At 48.8% G+C, this 18029-nt stretch carries 19 protein-coding genes and 1 riboswitch; of the genes, 12 read left to right on the forward strand and 7 right to left on the reverse strand.

All coding sequences use genetic code 11. From position 1 onward, the window contains the following. Positions 1 to 40 precede the first annotated feature (40 nt). Positions 41 to 952 carry a fumarylacetoacetate hydrolase family protein gene (locus tag EDM59_RS24550; protein WP_122926013.1) on the forward strand — a complete coding sequence of 304 codons (912 nt, stop codon included), beginning with the start codon at positions 41 to 43 and terminating at the stop codon, positions 950 to 952. 66 nt (positions 953 to 1018) lie between these two features. Here EDM59_RS24550 and EDM59_RS24555 read toward each other — a convergent pair whose 3' ends face one another. Both EDM59_RS24555 and EDM59_RS24560 read right to left on the reverse strand, forming a co-directional pair. Then, positions 1019 to 2482, reverse strand: a complete 1464-nt coding sequence (locus EDM59_RS24555) for a methyl-accepting chemotaxis protein (protein WP_122926014.1) — start codon at positions 2480 to 2482, stop codon at positions 1019 to 1021. Between the two features lies 1 nt (position 2483). Next, positions 2484 to 3035, reverse strand: a complete 552-nt coding sequence (locus tag EDM59_RS24560) for a GNAT family N-acetyltransferase (RefSeq protein ID WP_122926252.1) — start codon at positions 3033 to 3035, stop codon at positions 2484 to 2486. 183 nt (positions 3036 to 3218) lie between these two features. Then, positions 3219 to 3302, reverse strand: a riboswitch (cyclic di-GMP riboswitch). A 245-nt stretch (positions 3303 to 3547) separates the two neighbouring features. Here EDM59_RS24560 and EDM59_RS24565 point away from each other — a divergent pair. Then, positions 3548 to 4627: a M42 family metallopeptidase gene (locus EDM59_RS24565; RefSeq protein WP_122926015.1), complete on the forward strand. Its 1080-nt coding sequence runs from the start codon at positions 3548 to 3550 to the stop codon at positions 4625 to 4627. Here the strand turns inward: EDM59_RS24565 and EDM59_RS24570 are convergent. Next, positions 4608 to 5195, reverse strand: a complete 588-nt coding sequence (locus EDM59_RS24570) for a LysE family translocator (RefSeq protein ID WP_122926016.1) — start codon at positions 5193 to 5195, stop codon at positions 4608 to 4610. The two genes, EDM59_RS24565 and EDM59_RS24570, sit on opposite strands and share 20 nt — an antisense overlap. Before the next feature lie 112 nt (positions 5196 to 5307). Here EDM59_RS24570 and EDM59_RS24575 point away from each other — a divergent pair, with 112 nt between their 5' ends. Further along, a complete protein-coding gene (locus EDM59_RS24575) occupies positions 5308 to 5862 on the forward strand; it encodes a helix-turn-helix domain-containing protein (protein WP_122926017.1) in 555 nt (184 codons plus the stop codon). A gap of 213 nt (positions 5863 to 6075) precedes the next feature. Here EDM59_RS24575 and EDM59_RS24580 read toward each other — a convergent pair whose 3' ends face one another. The 3 genes from EDM59_RS24580 to EDM59_RS24590 are packed head-to-tail and all read right to left on the reverse strand — an operon-like array spanning position 6076 to position 8850. Continuing rightward, complete coding sequence (locus EDM59_RS24580) at positions 6076 to 6756, reverse strand: YjjG family noncanonical pyrimidine nucleotidase (RefSeq protein WP_122926018.1); 681 nt, start codon at positions 6754 to 6756, stop codon at positions 6076 to 6078. 11 nt (positions 6757 to 6767) lie between these two features. Further along, positions 6768 to 7577, reverse strand: coding sequence for a WYL domain-containing protein (locus EDM59_RS24585; RefSeq protein WP_122926019.1), 810 nt, complete (start codon positions 7575 to 7577; stop codon positions 6768 to 6770). Further along, on the reverse strand, positions 7552 to 8850 hold the full coding sequence (locus EDM59_RS24590; RefSeq protein ID WP_122926020.1) for a helix-turn-helix transcriptional regulator: 1299 nt from the start codon (positions 8848 to 8850) through the stop codon (positions 7552 to 7554). Before EDM59_RS24590 ends, EDM59_RS24585 begins: the two co-directional genes overlap by 26 nt. Positions 8851 to 9037: 187 nt before the next feature. Here EDM59_RS24590 and EDM59_RS24595 point away from each other — a divergent pair, with 187 nt between their 5' ends. The 3 genes from EDM59_RS24595 (at position 9038) to EDM59_RS24610 (ending at position 11801) form a co-directional block, all read left to right on the forward strand. Beyond that, positions 9038 to 9838 (forward strand): nucleotidyltransferase domain-containing protein, encoded by an 801-nt coding sequence (locus EDM59_RS24595; protein ID WP_122926021.1) that lies wholly within the window; start codon positions 9038 to 9040, stop codon positions 9836 to 9838. A gap of 546 nt (positions 9839 to 10384) precedes the next feature. Further along, a complete protein-coding gene (locus EDM59_RS24605; RefSeq protein WP_122926023.1) occupies positions 10385 to 10963 on the forward strand; it encodes a LysE family translocator in 579 nt (192 codons plus the stop codon). Positions 10964 to 10988: 25 nt separating this feature from the next. After that, a complete protein-coding gene (locus EDM59_RS24610; RefSeq protein WP_122926024.1) occupies positions 10989 to 11801 on the forward strand; it encodes an AraC family transcriptional regulator in 813 nt (270 codons plus the stop codon). Between the two features lie 51 nt (positions 11802 to 11852). Here the strand turns inward: EDM59_RS24610 and EDM59_RS24615 are convergent, their stop codons facing one another. Then, complete coding sequence (locus EDM59_RS24615) at positions 11853 to 12038, reverse strand: hypothetical protein (protein WP_122926025.1); 186 nt, start codon at positions 12036 to 12038, stop codon at positions 11853 to 11855. Between the two features lie 166 nt (positions 12039 to 12204). Here EDM59_RS24615 and EDM59_RS24620 point away from each other — a divergent pair, with 166 nt between their 5' ends. From EDM59_RS24620 to EDM59_RS24645, 6 genes are all read left to right on the forward strand, one after another. After that, a complete protein-coding gene (locus EDM59_RS24620) occupies positions 12205 to 12621 on the forward strand; it encodes a VOC family protein (protein ID WP_122926026.1) in 417 nt (138 codons plus the stop codon). A gap of 266 nt (positions 12622 to 12887) precedes the next feature. Further along, positions 12888 to 13868: a DODA-type extradiol aromatic ring-opening family dioxygenase gene (locus EDM59_RS24625; RefSeq protein ID WP_122926027.1), complete on the forward strand. Its 981-nt coding sequence runs from the start codon at positions 12888 to 12890 to the stop codon at positions 13866 to 13868. Between the two features lie 18 nt (positions 13869 to 13886). Then, complete coding sequence (locus tag EDM59_RS24630; protein ID WP_183193030.1) at positions 13887 to 14126, forward strand: Rossmann-fold NAD(P)-binding domain-containing protein; 240 nt, start codon at positions 13887 to 13889, stop codon at positions 14124 to 14126. Positions 14127 to 14212: 86 nt separating this feature from the next. Next, positions 14213 to 15139: a LysR family transcriptional regulator gene (locus EDM59_RS24635; RefSeq protein ID WP_281274594.1), complete on the forward strand. Its 927-nt coding sequence runs from the start codon at positions 14213 to 14215 to the stop codon at positions 15137 to 15139. A 130-nt stretch (positions 15140 to 15269) separates the two neighbouring features. Beyond that, positions 15270 to 16541, forward strand: a complete 1272-nt coding sequence (locus EDM59_RS24640) for a Rieske 2Fe-2S domain-containing protein (protein ID WP_122926029.1) — start codon at positions 15270 to 15272, stop codon at positions 16539 to 16541. A 14-nt stretch (positions 16542 to 16555) separates the two neighbouring features. Continuing rightward, the gene (locus tag EDM59_RS24645; protein WP_183193031.1) at positions 16556 to 17962 is read left to right on the forward strand and encodes an MFS transporter; all 1407 of its coding nucleotides are present in this window, start codon (positions 16556 to 16558) and stop codon (positions 17960 to 17962) included. The last annotated feature ends 67 nt before the right edge of the window (positions 17963 to 18029 follow it).

The following is an 18029-nucleotide window of genomic DNA, read 5'->3' on the forward strand; positions in this document are numbered from 1 at the left end:
GAGCGCTTGCTCGCAGATCAGAGGAAATGAGGGAGAAGAGATGAAATTCGTGACATTTCGCACAGCAGACTCCGCTTCACGAGCGGGCTGGTTGACTCCACAGGGAATCGTGGACATGAATCTGGTGAGCGAAGGGGAGCTGCCAGCCAGCATGCTGGATTTTTTGGCGAATCAGGAGACGTACCTGCCCCAAGCTTTGAAGCTCGAGCAGAGTGGACTGAAACCGACATATTCGCTTGCGGAAGTAAACTTGCTGGCTCCTGTTCCGCATCCGCGCAGTGTTCGTGACTTTATGGCGTTTGAGCTGCACATTCTGAATGCGGCAAAGCGCTTGGGACAGCAAATGGCACAGGCCTGGTACGAAATTCCCGCCTTTTATTTTACCAATCATCAGGTGATCCAAGGCACGGGTGCCAAGATCGCCAGACCGCGAAGCTGCGAGTGGCTGGACTATGAGCTGGAAATCGCGTGTGTCATCGGGAAGGAAGGGAAAAACATCCGCGCTGAGGAAGCGGAGGATTATATTTTCGGCTATACGATTCTCAATGACTGGTCGGCTCGCGATCTGCAAATGAAGGAATCCAAGATCGGTCTCGGCCCGGCAAAGGGGAAGGACTTTGCCACGTCGTTAGGTCCTTATCTGGTGACAAAAGACGAGCTGGCACCGTACCGGATCGGTGACCGCTACGATATGGAGATGGTCGCCAGAGTAAATGGCAGGGAGCTCTCCCGCGGCAATTTCAAAGATATCTACTATACGTTCGGACAGATGATTGAACGGGCTTCAGATGGAGTGACCCTGTATCCGGGAGATGTGATTGGCTCAGGAACGGTGGGGACGGGCTGCCTGCTCGAGCTGGGACCAGAAGTGCATCGCTGGCTGGAGCCGGGAGACCACGTTGAGCTCGAGGTCACTGGGCTCGGGATCTTGGAGAATACGATCGAATCATGATAAAACACCCCTAGTCCGAAGCAATGGACTAGGGGTGTAGTCTGCGTGGCAGCAAGTGATCTGCTTTTAGATGTTCAACCCGCGAATTTGCTGCTCGATTTTCTCAAATCCGCTTGATACCTTGACTACCTCGTCTTTTTGCTCGGAGACGAGATGCAGCACTTCTTCCAGGTTGTCCTTGTTTTGATCGGTAATGTCTGCGTTGATTTCGACTTTGGCTCCGACTTCCTGCATCATGCTGTTTACGTGAACGATGAACTCTTGAAGAAACTTGGTTTTCGTAGCAAAGTCTTGCATGTAATGGTCGACATTGGAAAACATTTCCTGAACTTCGAGAATGCCTTCGCTATTTTTTTCAAAGGAAGCCTGGGAACCTGAGATCATATCGGAGACGCGCTTCATTTTTTCACGAATATTCATCAAGAGTGTCGCGATCGATTCAGACGATACTTTGGAGGATTCAGCCAGCTTGCGCACCTCATCCGCTACCACGGCAAAGCCGCGGCCATGTTCACCTGCGCGGGATGCCTCGATCGTGGCATTCAGTGCGAGCAGGTTGGTTTGAGCCGATATTTCGGAGATGGTTTGAATGATCTTCTCGATGTTCTCTGTCTCTTTGTAGAGCTCTTGAATCAGGCTGTTGGTACCTTGGATATCTCTGATAAAGCGTTCAAAGTCCGTACCGATATTGCCAATGCGCTTTCCGCTTTCCTGGGTAGCTTCCTTCGTAGATTCTACATAATCGTACATCTCCGTAATGGAGCGAGTCATATCCTCTACTTGAACGTTGGTAGTTGCCATTTCGTTGCGCAGTTCATTGGTGTTTTCCGTCTGTACGTTGAACGATTGAAGAATGCTCTGCAGGGACGATACCGTTTCTACTGCACGCAGATTGACGCCATCGGTCACTTTATTGAGATTTTCTTGGTATTCCTGTACGGACGTCAGGGATTGATTGATCTGATCGAGTACCCGCTGCAAGGATTCCTTGGATTCGATGGCTTCCCGTTTTTGCGTTTCGCTCTCATGCTGCAGCTTGTTATTGAAAAAGGCGTGCATCATGCTGGTAACCGAAATGAAGCAGAAGGTAAACAGGAAATACATCAAATCAATAGGGGAGGTGGAATGGAAGATTACCTCACCCTGGGTAAAGAAATAGTAGGACACGATGCAAAGTGTAGCTGCGATCGTCAGGATATTGATCCATTTATCTTGATAGATCCCCATGACCGCGACAAAGAACATGATCGTCATGATATTGATCATATGGGGATCCAGTTGGACAATGACAAACATGAATGCCCCGATCACGACGAAGTTAAAAAACTTCATAAATGGCGCCATTTTCTCGCGCAGGCTCGGACGGTTGGAGACGTATGTAAAAGGTGCCAGTACGACATACAAGATTCCAAGAACCGTCAGCACGAAAGAAAGGGGAACACCTAAAATCAGATTGACGATCTGAACGAATGTAATAATACTTGCAAAGACGATGACGACCCAGTTATTCCTTCTTCGTAAAAGATCCATATCAGCGCATGACCTCGACTTTTCTTTGTGTGAAAACCGGTGTGTACCACGAGTAGTGTGGATTTTCTTTATCTGTATAGACTTCTTTCAGGTGAAACAGCGTCGGAATAGCCTCGGCGCCCTTGTAGAAGATGTTTTCCTTGATTTGTGTAGCCTGGATTTTGTATTTCTGGTTCATGGATCGAAAAAAAGACGGATCGGCAATGCCGACAGCGTGTGTATATCCGTGTTTTTCAGCATAGTCGATCATCAGGCAGATTCCTTTTCGGCCGAGCTGCCCGCGATAACGGGGGAGAACAGCCAGACTGTCGACCTCCATCGCTCTCATATCGTTCGTCAGGATCTCGTCAAACAACGAATGGATGAACGAATTTGATTTCGAATAGGGGGTAAATTCAAAAGTTCCTCCAGCTTCTCCATCTTCTGCCAGCAGCAGGTAAAGATCAGAGCCTTGTTTGGCGTACTCCATTTCGAAACCCATGGAACTCCAGACGGTCTCTTTGATTTGATGGAACAATGCCAAGGTCTCCGTAGAATCAACATGTTTGTACATTTCCCACTCCACCATTTTTTCTCTCTATTTTTTTGTCTGTAACGGTTTCTCCCGTTCATTTTGTTGCTCTCTTTGCTCTCTCTCCCTTACATGACGTCCTCCTATCAGATGAATGAAAAAAAGAGTTATCCCAAGTACTGGAACAACCCAAGTCACCAACATCAAGACATTTTGTTACGGATGTTTGGCAACCCGGCTATCGTAGTCAGCGACTTTAGACCCGTGGCTTTGCGTCACCACCTTTAGATGGTTTTGCCTTTTGTCATCACACTTAGAAAAATGTAAATATATGTCGGATTCTGCAAAATTTTATATCAAATCATTTTACATGTCAAGTTTTGGTAGGTAAAATTAACTATTTTTTAGTTTTCTTATCAATTATCATCGGCAAAACCTCCTGGTAGCTTTACACACATGAACGCATTCGTTTTCTATGCAATATTTACAGATAATTTCATGTTTTATAAGATGGACGTTAGATAGTGTAAGGCCATATCTTTGGGAGGTTTGACATGAACGCTTTGACCCAATATTTGTCTGAGCTGGACGCCATTCATGGGGTGTCCGGAGATGAAGAGCGCGTGGCCAATTACATGAAGGAGCAGATCCAGCCTTTCGTAGACGAGTCCTTCGAAGATGCACTGGGCAACCAATTCTTTGTAAAGAAAGGGACACACCCGACGTTTCGCATCATGCTTGCAGCACATATGGATGAAATCGGTTTTGTCGTAAGTCATATCGATGAGAAGGGATTTGTCTATTTCCTTCCAGTCGGCTATCACGACAGTCGGATGGTCATCAACCAGATACTGACGATTCAGACGGAAACAGGCCCTGTGCACGGAATTACAGGAGGCAAGCCCGCACATGTCGTGACAGAAGAGGAAGCACAAAGGGCCATTCCTATGGACCGATTGCATCTCGACCTGGGAACGACCAGCCGGGCAGAAACGCTGGCTCTGGGGGTGCAGGTGGGGGATTACATCACGTTTGACCGTGAAGGGCGGCTGCTGAACGGGACGAAGGTATACAGCGGGAAATCCGTCGATAATCGCTCGGGCTGTGCGGTCCTGATCGAAGTCATGAAAAGGCTTGCGGATAAAGAAATAGCCCCCACAGTCTACGGCGTTGCCACTGTGCAGGAGGAAGTCGGACTGCGGGGAGCAGGGCCTGCTGCTTTTTCGATTCAACCGGATATAAGTCTGGCTATTGACGTCATTTTCGCTGGCGGCACACCTGGGATGGATGAGCGAATTTCACCGGTTGAGCTGGGAGCAGGACCAGCCATTATGATGTATGATTGGACGCCGAGCAACGGGCACGGTAACAATGTACCCAAGAAGCTGACGCGCACATTGATTAAGGCCGCAGAAAAGAACGGGATTCCCTATCAGCGTGAAGTGGTAGTCAATGGCGGTACGGATGCTTGGGCGATGAGCCTGGCAGGAAAAGGATCGCTGGCTGGCGGGATCTCATTACCCTCCCGCTACATTCACTCGGCGACGGGCATCGTACATATGGATGATTTGGAGCATGCTGTACAGCTGATCCTAGCTTTCGTAGAGGAAGCACTTACAGATCCACGAAAATAACAATCGCGCTATAAATCAACAAAAGCCCCATGACGATAGAAAAGGCTCGGTCGTATTTGGCGAGGAACTGTTGAAAAACCGCTCCAAAGAATGCCCAGCTGGAAGTGCTGAGGTAACCGATAAAGCCGAGAAACAAGGAAAACAGCAACAAGCTCCCATTGGATTGATAATAAGGAATGATAAACGTGGACACGGCCGTTATCGCGTACAAGATGACCTTGGGATTGATGAATTGCAAAAGGAAGCCCGAAAAAAAGGAATTCAGTTTATCCGGATGCGTGGGATTGGAACCGGGCTTATGCAGCAGCATTTTCATGGCGAGGTATAGAAGGTAGACGCCTCCCAGTATGCCCATCCATACCTTCACTGTAGGGAGGAAGCTGTACAGGAGAAGGTTGAAAAAGCTGGCGAGCAACGCGATGACAAATGTACCGGCAGCCACTCCGAGAATAAACCGAAGCGTATTTTTGTAGCCGGTCCTGCTGGCGAAGGCCATCGACATGATGTTGTTCGGTCCCGGTGTGAACGAAGTGACAACCACATAAAGCAAAAACGGAATCCACTGCATGTATCATCAGCCCCCTTGTGTGTTATAATGACTAAAGTATACGTTATAACGTCTGTGCAACATAACCATACAATATGATCGCTATATAGCACAACGGGGGGTTATACCTTTTATGGAAAATATCAGTTCCGTGCTCGCCGAAAACCTGAAAAACTTGCGTGCGTCCAAAAAATGGAGCTTGGATAAAGTAGCGGACTTAACCGGAGTCAGCAAAACGATGCTCGGCCAAATCGAACGGGGAGAATCCAATCCTACCCTCAATACCGTATGGAAAATTGCCAATGGCTTGAAAATCTCCTTTACCGAGCTGATTTATCAGCCGCAGCCTGACACGGTAGTTGTGACCAAAAATGACATTTCCGCCATGCAGGAGGATCACGGCAAATACAGAGTCTATCCTTATTTCCCGTTTGAAGAAAAAAGGAGATTCGAGGTCTATACGGTAGAGATCGATGGGGGCGGGTATTTGAGCGCGGATCCGCACAGTGAGGGGACAGAGGAATTCATCACCGTGTTTGATGGAGAGCTGACGATCCGCGTGAACAACGAGGAGTTTACCTTGAAGTCGGGAGAGTCTATTAAGTTCAAAGCAGATCGGGATCACGTTTACCACAATTCCGGGCAGACCTTGACGCGCTTGAGCATGGTTATTTACTATCCCGCCTAAGGCAAAAAAAGAAGCCGATTCTCTGTTGATTTGCAGAGGTCGGCTTTTTTGAACGTATAGGAATTTATAAGCGTAATGCTTATGAATTCCGGAGCGCATGGCGAAGTGCCTCAGCGTCCGCTTCTGGCATTCCTTCGGTAAAACTTTCCGCTAAAACGCGGTCGCTCCTCCTCGAACAGGCCTCGATAGAGGTTTTCTTACGGCAGGTTCTTTTTACAGGCAGGTCAGGAGGTCCATCAGCTCGTGAATTTCGTAGGTCGGTTTGATACCGAGTTTGTTTTCTTTTCGATGCGGATTAAACCAGCAGGTATCGATGCCATAGTTGATACCGCCTTGTATATCGGAAGTCAGCGAGTCGCCGACGATCAGCACCTTGGATTTATCGGTTATTTGCAGCTGCTTGAATACATAATCAAAAATTCCCTTGTCCGGCTTTTGGTATCCGGCTGCTTCTGACGTGACCAGACACTCAAAGGCATTGCACAAGGGAGAGCCGCCGATCCGGGATTTTTGCACCGCGTCAAAGCCATTGGTAATAATAACCAGACGATAATCGGACAGCTGACTGCACAGCTCGATTGCGCCGTTTGTCAGGTGAACCTCTTTTCCTAAGTGTACGAGGTAGTCTTGGTTAAAGGCAGAAGCGTCGATAGGAAGGCCGATAGCTGCAAACAATCGCTTGAACCTCTCGCCGCCGAGCTCGGCAAGCGTCGTTTGGCCTTGTTCCAGCTCTCGCCAGAGTACGCTGCTGATTTCTTTGTAGGCGGGTAAGTATTCATCCAAGCCGTGAGTGAGATCGTAGGCTTGAAAGGTCTTTTGCAGGGCTTCTCTTTCGGTCATGCCAAAATCGAATAAGGTGTCGTCTACGTCGAACAAAATGACTTCGTATTTCATTTCTGCCTCCGTTATTCTTCGCTAGTAATTCCGTATCTCGCAAGCGCCTTTGCAGACGTTTCCCACATCCTCTGCTGCAGTACCTTGCCTTCTATTACTTTCAAGCGCTTTCCGAGAAAACGGATTTTGGACAAGATGTATTCGCGGTCGTCCATGAGGAAGCTTAGCGTGATCCGGTATGCATCTCTCTCCTCATTATACGTCACTTCTTTATCGAAACAGGAAAAAGCGTACAGGATCCTGGATAGCTCGCCGTTGTAAAGGGGGATGACTTCCAGGACGGCCTGCTCTTTCCTTGATTCAAGAATGGCTTCTATCGTGATAGAGGCATCCTTGTATTCTCGATCCATCAGCGTCTCTTCTTGAACCGAGCGGATATGTGAGAGTCGTGTTGCTTTTAACGTACGGTTCCGCAAATCATACCAAAGCAAATACCATTCTTTTTTCACGATGGAGTATTCCAGCTTGTAAGGGATCCCGGATCGATTGGCACGGTGGCTTCTGTGATTGTTCGTATAGGTCAAACGGATGCCTTGCTGTGCAGAAAGAATCCTGCCCAGCGTACGCAAAAGGGGATGGTAGACTTGCCGCTCTACGCTTTTTGCTTTCTCGACGAGGCTTACGGATAATTCCATCGTTTCATCAGGCGTTAGCAGATCGTTTAATTTTTGCAGGGTTGCCGGAGTCAATGCTTCCGATGCAGCAGGATGGGCAAGCATCCTTTTCAACCAGGCTCGTTCGTGGGAGGTGAGGGGGATGGTTCCCGATTCTTCCAGACGTGAAATGACCTGATAGTTAAAGATTTTCTCGAAAGGATTCATAGTAGGATCGAATCTCCTTCCATTCCGCAATTAGCTCTCTCCGCAGGTAAGCAGGCGACAATACCTCGCAGCTCGAACCAAAGCTTCTCAGCCACGGCTTCATTTCGGTCGTTCCATTCACCGTGATTTCATAGAGGAACGAGTCAGCGTCTTCTTCTGTAATCGATCCCCATTGCCCCTGCAGCAGGACCCGTTCCTTGATGAAGTTGGATCTGGTATCGGTCGGATTGTAAAACCGAGCCTTTACAGTCACCGGAGCGCCGGTATCCACAAGCCAGCTGTTGCGTATTTTTTCCTCGAGCTGCTGCAGCTTGCTGGCAAATTCCCGCTCGGACACGGATTCTGCCTCTTCCAGCTGGGTGAGACCTTCCACCCGAAACTTTACAATTCCTAGCCGTGGAGCGTTCCCTAGCAAGTACCACCTTCCGTACTGATGGTCATAAATGACTTTCAGAGGAAGGACGAGCACCTCTTTCCCTGCCGTTTCTCTCTCGAATAGGGGATTGGTATTTTTCGAAGCGTAGCTGACGCGTGCCTTCGGTGAAAAGTAGCAAAACCGGATCTTTTTCCGGTGCCGAATCGCGTGGAAGAGCGAGTAGAGATGAGCTTCGTCCAGAATTCGTGAGTGATAGTGATATTTGTAAAGGAACCGCTCGGTAAAGCTGTTTCTCTGAATGTGAGCTTTTTTGATGTGATCGCGAAGCAAATACCCTTGAACGGATGGGACTTGCGTGTTCGCCATGACGTCCACAAAATCATACAGGTCGGCAAGCTCATCATCAGTCAGGGCAGTAAGCAGTTCATTTCGGAGGTGGTAACGGTAGGGCCTCCCGCCAGCTGCTCGGCCAATGACCCCGATTTCCTCCAAATATTTCAAGTCAGAGCGAATGGTTTTCTCGTCGGAGAGGGGCATTTCGGCAGGCAAATAATCGAGCAGCTCTGTCGCTGTCAGAGAACGTTCCTGCAAGGCTGACAAAAGGGCGGTCAGCCGATAGCTCTCTGTCTCCTTTACCGATTTGGCACGAAACAAAAACAAGAGAAGGGGATCAGACGAGTCGAAGTAGTTGTATGTGAGCAGATTCGTGATGTCAGCTCGTGGAGCGGGCTCTTTTTGGACAGTCTGAATCACATTTTTGAGCCGCTTGATTGTTTTATCAAACGTGTGGACGGATATACCCAAGCGATCGGCGAATTGCTGTCTGCTGTAAGCTCCACTGGTGAGGACCAGCATGCGCGAGAACTGAATTTCTTTATCAAAACTCTCCCTGGCCATCTGATCTCCTCGCCTTCTTCAAATGAAATTCCCTCGTCCCATTGTATAGGGCTGGATGAACGAATGGCAAATTTCTTCCTTGTCGTAATACTTTTGCCATGTTCCGGCAGGGCTGTTTCAGCGAAGATGGATGTAACAAATCGAGCAATACCAAGCTTGTAAATACCTACAGAGAGGGGAAACTCGCATGTCACCATACAAATCGCTCATCCTGCATGAGCTTGCAAAAATCGAACAAGAAGAGAACGTCCAGATCCTGTTCGCATGTGAATCGGGGAGCAGGGCGTGGGGGTTTCCTTCATTGGATAGTGACTATGATGTTCGCTTTGTCTACGTACGACCGGTGGAATGGTACTTGTCCATCGACGATCGGCGTGATGTCATCGAGCGACCTATCCATAACATGCTGGATATCAACGGCTGGGATCTGAGAAAAGCTTTACAGCTCTTTCGAAAGTCCAATCCACCTCTGCTGGAATGGCTGCAATCCCCGATCTCTTACATGGAAACGTACAGTATTGCTGAGCAGCTGCGAAGCCTTTCTTCTTTCACCTATTCGCCAAAGTCCTGTATGTACCATTATCTCAATATGGCAAAGGGCAACGAGCGTGACTATCTCAGGGAAGAGCAGGTTCGGGTCAAAAAGTACTTCTACGTTTTGCGGCCCATTCTCGCTTGCGAATGGTTGCGGAAGTATGACAGTACCCCGCCCATGGAGTTTGCAAAGCTCGTGGAGACTTTGATCCCGCAGGATAGCGAGCTGTACCAGGTCATTTTGGAGCTGCTGGCTCGCAAGCGGGAGGGAGAAGAGCTGGATGTGGAGCCGAGAATCCCGGTCATCCATACTTACGTGCAAGAGAAGCTTTCGCACCTGGAGAGCCTGGCTGCGTCGCTAACGCACGGACGTGATGCTACCGAGGAACTGAATACACTGTTTCGCTCCGCTTTGCATGAAGTGTGGAGCACGCCAATACGATGGAACAAATAGAAGGGAGCGGTATCGGATGGCGATTGTACAAATGAGCTCGAAGAATCCTTATTTCCACTGGTTCCATCTACCGCTCGAAGCACTCCCTGCACTCCTGACCTGTTTCTCAATAAATCATGGAGCATGTCTTGAAAGAATGTATGGTAATATAAGGTGATTATGGGTAACTATTGGAGGAGGAGTCGATGACCCGGGTTAGTGAGAACATCATTCTCATAGACAATGCATGGTGGATTCTCATTCCACTACTGCTCGTGATTATCGGGTTTTCCTGTTTCGTTGTGGGACTGTTTTACAGATTTGATAGAGTGAATCTAACCGTTTCGGCGCTCTGTTTTTTGTGCCTGCTTCTCTTTTGCTTGGGAAGTTATTTATTTTTGGGCTAATCGGTGTCATGTGACTGGGGTAGTCAGGAGCGGGGATCAACCCTGTGACTGGCTGCCTCTTTACTATAGCAGCGAACGTGGATCACCCTGCAATAATGTACTATATGTCAGTTCCATTTCGATGTAAATTTCATGAGAATACGGGAAAGGAGTTTTCCTCATGAATCTTACATCTTTGCTGATATACTGTTTTATTGTTACTTTTACACCCGGACCTACGAACATTGTTATACTATCTACGGTGAATAATTTGGGGACGAAAAAGGCAATGGAATACACGTATGGAGCCACTGTTGCTTTTGGTCTGTTGCTCGCTGTTTCCGCTATGCTAAATACGATGCTTTTGACATTCCTGCCAAAAATCTTGCTCGTCATGCAGATAATTGGCACCATTTACATGTTCTATCTTGCCTATCAAATATACAAAATGGATACATCAGCACAAGCATCTGTAAACCAAACGGCTACCTTTGTTTCAGGCTTCCTTATGCAGTTTGTGAATCCGAAAGTGATCCTGTTTACAATGACGGTTATTCCTAGCTATGTTTTGCCCCTCGATAGCTCTATGCCTGCGGTAACGTTGAGTGCTTTCGCTATTACGCTCATTGGATTTTCCGCATTTGTGACATGGGTTCTCTTCGGTACGATCTTTAAGCAGTTTTTACAAGCGCATAGAAAGAGCGTGAATGTCATCATAGCATTGTTTTTAGGTTTTGCTGCAATCGTGCTGTGGATGTAGGGAAGCTCATGAAGAGGTGAACGAGATGGACAAATTTATCTATAAAAAGTCGGCTGGTATCACGGCATTGTCTGCCAGTATGACCGATTTTATGTATAAAAGGCACTCGCACGAGGAGTATGCAATCGGCGTTACCTTGCGCGGGATTCAACATTTTAACATGGATGGCAGCTTGCAGTTATCCTATCAAAATGGTGTCATGCTTTTTAATCCAGAGCAGGCGCATGACGGCATGGCCCATGATGAAACAGGGCTTGATTATGTCATGCTGTATATTGATCCCAAATTGCTGTTAGAGATGATTGGCAGAAAAGATATCGTGCGTTTTTCAAGACCGATTGTGTATGATTCCAGACTGAGACAAAAAATCCTCAATCTTTCTCATGGCATTTTTAGCGGAAAAGACGAGGCGCTGTGCAATGAATTACTTCTATCGCTCGCAGATGGTCTGGTTCAAGCGAATCTTTCTCCAGAGCCTAAGAAAGATCTCCCTCTGATTAGAAAAGCAAAGGACATGCTTCAAAGTAACCTGGAAAAGGTCCTTTCGCTTGACGAAATAGGCAAGGAGCTTCAACTATCAAAGTTTCAGTTTATCCGATTCTTCAAGGCTCACACAGGGATTTCACCCTACCAATACTTCCTGAATTGCAAGATCGAACGTGCAAAACAGTTGATTGAAAAAAACAGGGACGTATATTCAGCAGTAGCTGCATGTGGCTTTGTCGATCTCACCCATTTAAATAAGCACTTTAAGAGCGTGTATGGAACGACGGCATTTGAATATTTGTCGCATGTAAATGGGGGCGGAGGCAGGGGGGCCACTCTCAGGGGGGACTAACTGCTGCAGTGCCTACAAAAGTAAAAGAGTCATTACTGAAAAAACAGACCATTAATCATTGGTCTGTGATTGAAGGACATTGTCCCAATGGCGTATTGATTTCTGGAGCTGGTTGATTTCATTTCGGATCGCTCTGCGTACAATTTCGGGGTAGTCTTTTTTCTGCTCTTGCAAGAGCTGGTCCATATCATGGGTGTAGCTATCGAGTCGTTGCTGTGCCAGTTCGGTTCGTGACATGGGATCACATCCTTTTTAGAAAGATTGAAACTATAATAACAACTTTTATCAGAAATTTCACCTAAACTTGTGTTCGCAAAGTGGACGGTTACATGAAGAGAGCAAGCGAAAAGAAATCTAAACATCTTCTTTCGGCTAACATAAATAAGAAAGGAGATGATCAAAGATGACCGTAAAAGTTACCCCTTATCTCAACATGGAAGGCAACGCCAGAGAAGCAATCCAGTTTTATGAACAAGCAATAGGTGCTAAAGTCCTTACAATCATTACATACGGAGATATGCCGGAAATGCCGAATACTTTCACGGATGATGGAAAGAATCTCATCGTACACGCTAAGCTGCAAGTTGGAGAAACGGAGCTCATGTTTTCGGATGCTCCCAGCGGTTCGTCCATTCCTAAAGGCAAACAAGTAACGATATGCCTTACAAGTAATAACGTGGAACAATCCAAACGCTTTTTTGAAGCCTTACGACAAGACGGTCAAGTAAATATGCCGTTTGAAGTGACCCCGTTTAGTCCAGGTTTTGGAGATGTAACTGACAAGTTCGGCGTGACCTTTCAAATCTATACGGAAATCTAAAGTTAACATTGAAAGTAAATATGTGAAAACCAACACCCATTCACGAAATACACATAAAGAACGGCAGCCTGCGTCAGGGGGCTGTCGTTTTTACTCTTTTTTGGGCAAGATCGACATTCTTATACTCTTGCACTATTGAAAGTTTTGATGATGGTATCCAAACTAGCGATTGGACGCCCCTCGACTCCATCAAGTAAGGTTACCTTATAAAGTCTGAATAGTAAAACAGAGGCGAATACATTTGAGATGAGAGGTGTCAAAATCGAATGGCAAAAATCGTTTTTGGAGTCGCTACGTCGCACAGTCCGCAGTTGAGCACACCGGTTGACAAGCAGCACTTGCATGCCGAGCGGGATAAAGGGAAAAAGCGCACGCATTATCGGGGAGGGTTCTACTCCTACGACGAACTGGTGGAGATGAACAAGCACCGGAACCTTTTACCCGAGGTCACAGAAGAAAAGTGGCAGGAAAATTTCAATCAGTGGGAGCAGCGAATCGTGGAGGTCCAGGAACAGCTGCTAGCAGCGAAACCGGACATCGCGATCGTCATCGGCGACGACCAGTGGGAGATTTTCCAGGATGATGGCATGCCAGCGTTCTCGATTTTTTGGGGCGAGAATATCGAAGTCATACCCAAAGAAAAGCTGATGCCTTCCATGGAGCCGTCTCGCTGGGCAAACTTTGGTGAGAGGCGGGAAGCGTACGCTTGTCATCCTGAGCTCGGAAAGCACATCATCGAGAAAACCATTGCGGCAGGGTTTGATGTAGCCCAGCTGACGAGACAGGCAGAGGGAAGAGGGATTGGGCATTCCTTTATCTTTACGCGCCGCCGCATTATGAAGGAAGAAATGCAGATTCCGATGGTGCCCGTCATGATCAACACGTATTTCCCACCGAATCAGCCGACTGTTGGCCGGTGCTACGCATTTGGGAAGGCGCTTAAACAAGCCATCGAGTCATGGGACAGCGATCTGCGCGTGGCTGTTATTGCATCAGGCGGGATGAGCCACTTCGTCGTGGATGAGGAGCTGGATCGACTGCTTTTGAAGGCATTGCAGACAAAGGATGAGCAGCTGCTGGCAGCCATTCGCGAAGACCATTTGCATGAAGGCACCTCGGAGGTTCGCAACTGGATTGTGGCAGCAGGGGCGCTGGAGCATTTGAATATGGAAGTGATCGACTACATCCCGGCCTATCGCACAGTGGCAGGGACTGGCTGCGGCATGGGTTTTGCCAGCTGGAAATAGCGAAGGGGGGAAATGGCCATGAGCGAGGACAAGGAGCTTATGGAAGCAGCGCCTGCTTATTTGCGAGGAAAAGTAGTGGCCATTTTTGCCTATGAGAATCTTGGATTGGAGCAGGCGCAGCGGCTGAGAGGGCAAGGCATCGAAGTCATTGTAACCCTGCGCCAAGGTTCATCCGTAGGCAGGTGGCTCGAAGAAGGATTCTGCCTCGTGTCGCTTTGGGATGCTGCTGATCAGGCAGATGTTTTTCAGGTATGGTGAAAAAGAGAGGGGAAGGCGGGCTGGAAGCGGCTCGTCTTTTTCCCATCTTCCCGAGAAAAAGGTGATCTCCTCTGGAATTTCTACAGATTGAATCATTCGTCGAAGTAGCCAGGCAGCAAAACTTTTCCAAGGCAGCAGAGAAACTGCACATTACGCAGCCGACGATGAGTGCACGCATCCAAAAGCTCGAGGGGGAGCTGGGTGTTCCTTTGTTTCACCGTTCGGGAAAGGCGATTCGGCTGAGCAAATACGGCGAGATTTTCCTGCCCTACGCCCAGCAATGTCTGGAGACGATGAGCATCGGGGTGAGAATGATCGCAGATGAGCGCACGATAACCTTGTCCAAGCTGACGGTTTGCTCTGCCATTCCTTTTGGCACGCTCATCTTTCCTCATCTGTTGCCCTACATGTACGAATTTGATCAGGATATTCAGATACAAGTGCTGCGCAATACAGAGTTCTCCGACGACATCTTGCGGATGGTCGTGGAATCAAAAATCGATATCGGCTTTTTTGAGGGGCGAGAGTATCTGGATCAATCGCTGGACCTGGATTCAGTCGAGCTAGTTCCGCTGTATGAGAATGACTTTGTGCTGCTGGCAAGACCGTCTCACAAGATCGGCAAACGCAAGGAGCTGTCTGTCTGTGAGCTATCCGAGCATTGGTTTGTCCTATCGGAGGAAAGTGAGCCTATCTCAAGGCACATTCACCATTACTTCGAGCAGCATGAGATCAAGCCGTCATGGACGATGACAGTGAACAGCTTTGTGAGCATGAAGGAGATGGTGAAAAAGACGGACATGCTGACGATCATGCCGCGGTTGGTTGCCAAAAAGGACATTCTGAAGGGCGAACTGGTGGAAATCGCGCTCGCACCAACACCTCGGCCGCTCATCACGTATTTGGCGCACTCACGAAACTACCACGCGCCCAAGGTCATCAAAATGATCAAGCAAAGACTGGAGACGACGATCGCAGAGCTTGATCTGCCCTGTAGAATCATCCGAGCGTGAATGGGTAAGTATTGATGTTATTGATGATTCTATCCAAACTACTGATTGGACGTAAGAAAATGAAATCGCGTACGTTTAATGCATGAAGACAGAAGATTTAAACAACACCTATTTGATGGAGGGATCGAACATGTTGTCCGTGGAAGATAACAAGCTGTTAACCGAGACAGGCCCAAACACCCTAATGGGGAAGCTGCTCCGCAGGTACTGGATCCCTGCGTTGCTTTCCGATGAATTGCCCGAGCCGGATTGCCCGCCTGTTCGTGTGAAGCTTTTGGGCGAAAAACTGATCGCCTTTCGTGATTCGAACAACAAGGTGGGACTCTTGGACGAGCTTTGTCCACATCGAAAAGCATCGCTGTTTTTTGGGCGAAATGAAGAAGGAGGGCTGCGCTGTGTTTATCATGGCTGGAAATTTGACACGTGCGGCAAATGCGTCGACATGCCTTCGGAACCGCCAGAAAGCAGCTTTAAAAACAAGGTGACGATCAAATCGTATCCGTGCCGGGATGTAGGGGGGATCATCTGGACGTATATGGGCCCAGAGGATGAGATGCCTGAGCTTCCCATCCTGGAATGGACGCTGGTACCGAAAAGTCATCGCTATTTCAGCCGCAGAATACAGGAGAACAATTACTTTCAAGCCATTGAGGGGGGGATTGATTCGAGTCATATCTCCTTCCTTCACCGCAACATCCAGCGCAGCAAGACCGATGCGCAAAAAGCATTGGCAAACGACCGCTCTCCGAAATTCGAGGTATCAAAAACGGACTATGGCCTGCAGATCGGCGCGAAACGCAAGGCAGCCGAGGAGACGGTCTACTGGCGCATTACGCAATTCCTCATGCCGTGGTACACGATGATCCCTCCGTTTGGACCTACGCGCGGCGGTCATGCATGGGTGCCCATGGATGATGAGCATTGCTGGCACTGGTCGTTTAGCTGGAACCCGCTCGAACCGCTGAAGGAAGAGGAGCTGGCGGAGATGCGCTCCGGCAACGATCTGCATGCTTCTCTCATTCCGGGAACGTTTCGCACGGTGCAAAACAAGGACAATGACTACCAGATCGACTGGGAGCTGCAAGCGAGCGGGCAAGCCTTCAGTGGGATTCGCGGGATCGGGATGCAGGATGCGGCCGTGCAGGAGAGCGCGGGCTCGATCACGGACCGCTCCCTGGAGAAGCTGGGTACCAGTGATGCTGCCATTATCGTCGCACGTCGCGTAATGATTCATGCAGCGAAGGGGCTGGAAAATGGAGAAACACCACCCGGTCTGGATACATCCAAGCAGAGAGTCAGGGCAGCCTCTGTGATGCTGCCCGAAGGCATTCCATTTCAAGAGGGGGCAAAAGAACTGATGGAGCTGAAACCGCAGGATTACCTCGCCGCTGAAAACGAGTGAAGGAGGCGATGCCCATGGAGAAGGGAAATCCATGGATGATCGCATCGGTAACCAGCCTGGGTGCCTTTCTGTCCACGTTGAACAGTACCACACTGAACGTAGCACTCCCAACCCTGATGCAGGAGCTGCACGTTCCGGTCACGGATGTCGGCTGGGTCATCATGAGCTATATGCTTGCGATGAGCCTCTGTGTCATTCACGCGGGAAAGCTCTCGGATTTGTTCGGACGAAAAAGAGTGTACGTGACAGGTGTAGCCATACTGGTCGTTGCCTCGCTATTGGCTGGCTTTGTTCAATCGATCATCGGGATCATTGTGTTGAGAGCGCTGCAAGGCATTGGTGCTTCAGCGATGGCAGCCAATACGACAGCGATCGTGGTCGATGCCTTTCCAGCGAATAGGCGGGGGACAGGTCTTGGTTTCAACAGCATGTCTTACTCGGTAGGGGCTGTCTTCGGACCCATGGTGGGCGGGATGCTGCTGCACTTGGGCTGGCAGTGGATCTTTTGGTTTAATGTGCCGGTGGGAATCCTTCTGGTCGTTTGGGCAAGCAAAACTCTTCCGTCCGATCGGCGCAAGAAAATTCTTCTGCCCTTTGACATTCTCGGTACCGTTTGGCTGCTCGTATTCTTGGTGAGTATGCTCGGGGTGATTACTTATGGAATGGACGGAGCTTGGCCCTTGGAGTTGATTTGTCTGCTTTTGGCTTTTTCCATCCTGGGGCTATTCATGTTCATCCAGGCTGAGAAGAAAGCCCATGACCCGATCATTCAGCTAGCCAATTTTGCCAACCGGATTTACGCGATCGCCAATGCAAGTACGTTTTTAAATGCACTCGCCCGCATGAGTGTGAGCTTCGTGCTGATATTTTATTTGCAAGGCGCACGCGGTTTTTCTGCCTTCGATGCTGGGCTCATGGTGATTCCGATGGCTGCGACGATGACATTGGTCGGGCCGTTGAGCGGACGTCTGTCGGATCGCGTTGGATCGCGTATGCCTACCACTGTGGGCTTGCTGTTGAGCACTCTCGGGTTATTGGCACTGGGAGGTCTCTCAGCAGATACGAGCATCTGGTACATGACGTCTTGCCTCGTTGTGATTGGAGCGGGTTCAGCCTTGTTCCAGTCGCCCAACGCCCTGTCCATTATGAGTGCAGTGCCGTTTGAGCAGCGAGGTGTTGCGGGGGGGACCCGGATGATGCTGAACAATCTCGGGACCCTCTTGTCGATGTCGATCGCGGCGGGCCTATTAAGCCGTGTAATCCCACAGGGGCAAACGAAGGAGCATCTGATTCCCCACGATCAGATGCTTCCGTTTCTTTCGGCGATTCATCTGGTTTTCGTCGGGGGTGCGTTGATTAGTCTGATAGCGATGGGGCTTTCCTGGCTGCGAGAACCAGTGAGAGAAAAGCTCAACCTATAGAAAGTGTCGATACCTGCATACAAACTACTGATTGGACGGCAGAGTTTCGAATCGCGTACTGTAAACT

The sequence above is a fragment of the Brevibacillus nitrificans genome, from assembly GCF_003710965.1.
Classification (GTDB): domain Bacteria; phylum Bacillota; class Bacilli; order Brevibacillales; family Brevibacillaceae; genus Brevibacillus; species Brevibacillus centrosporus.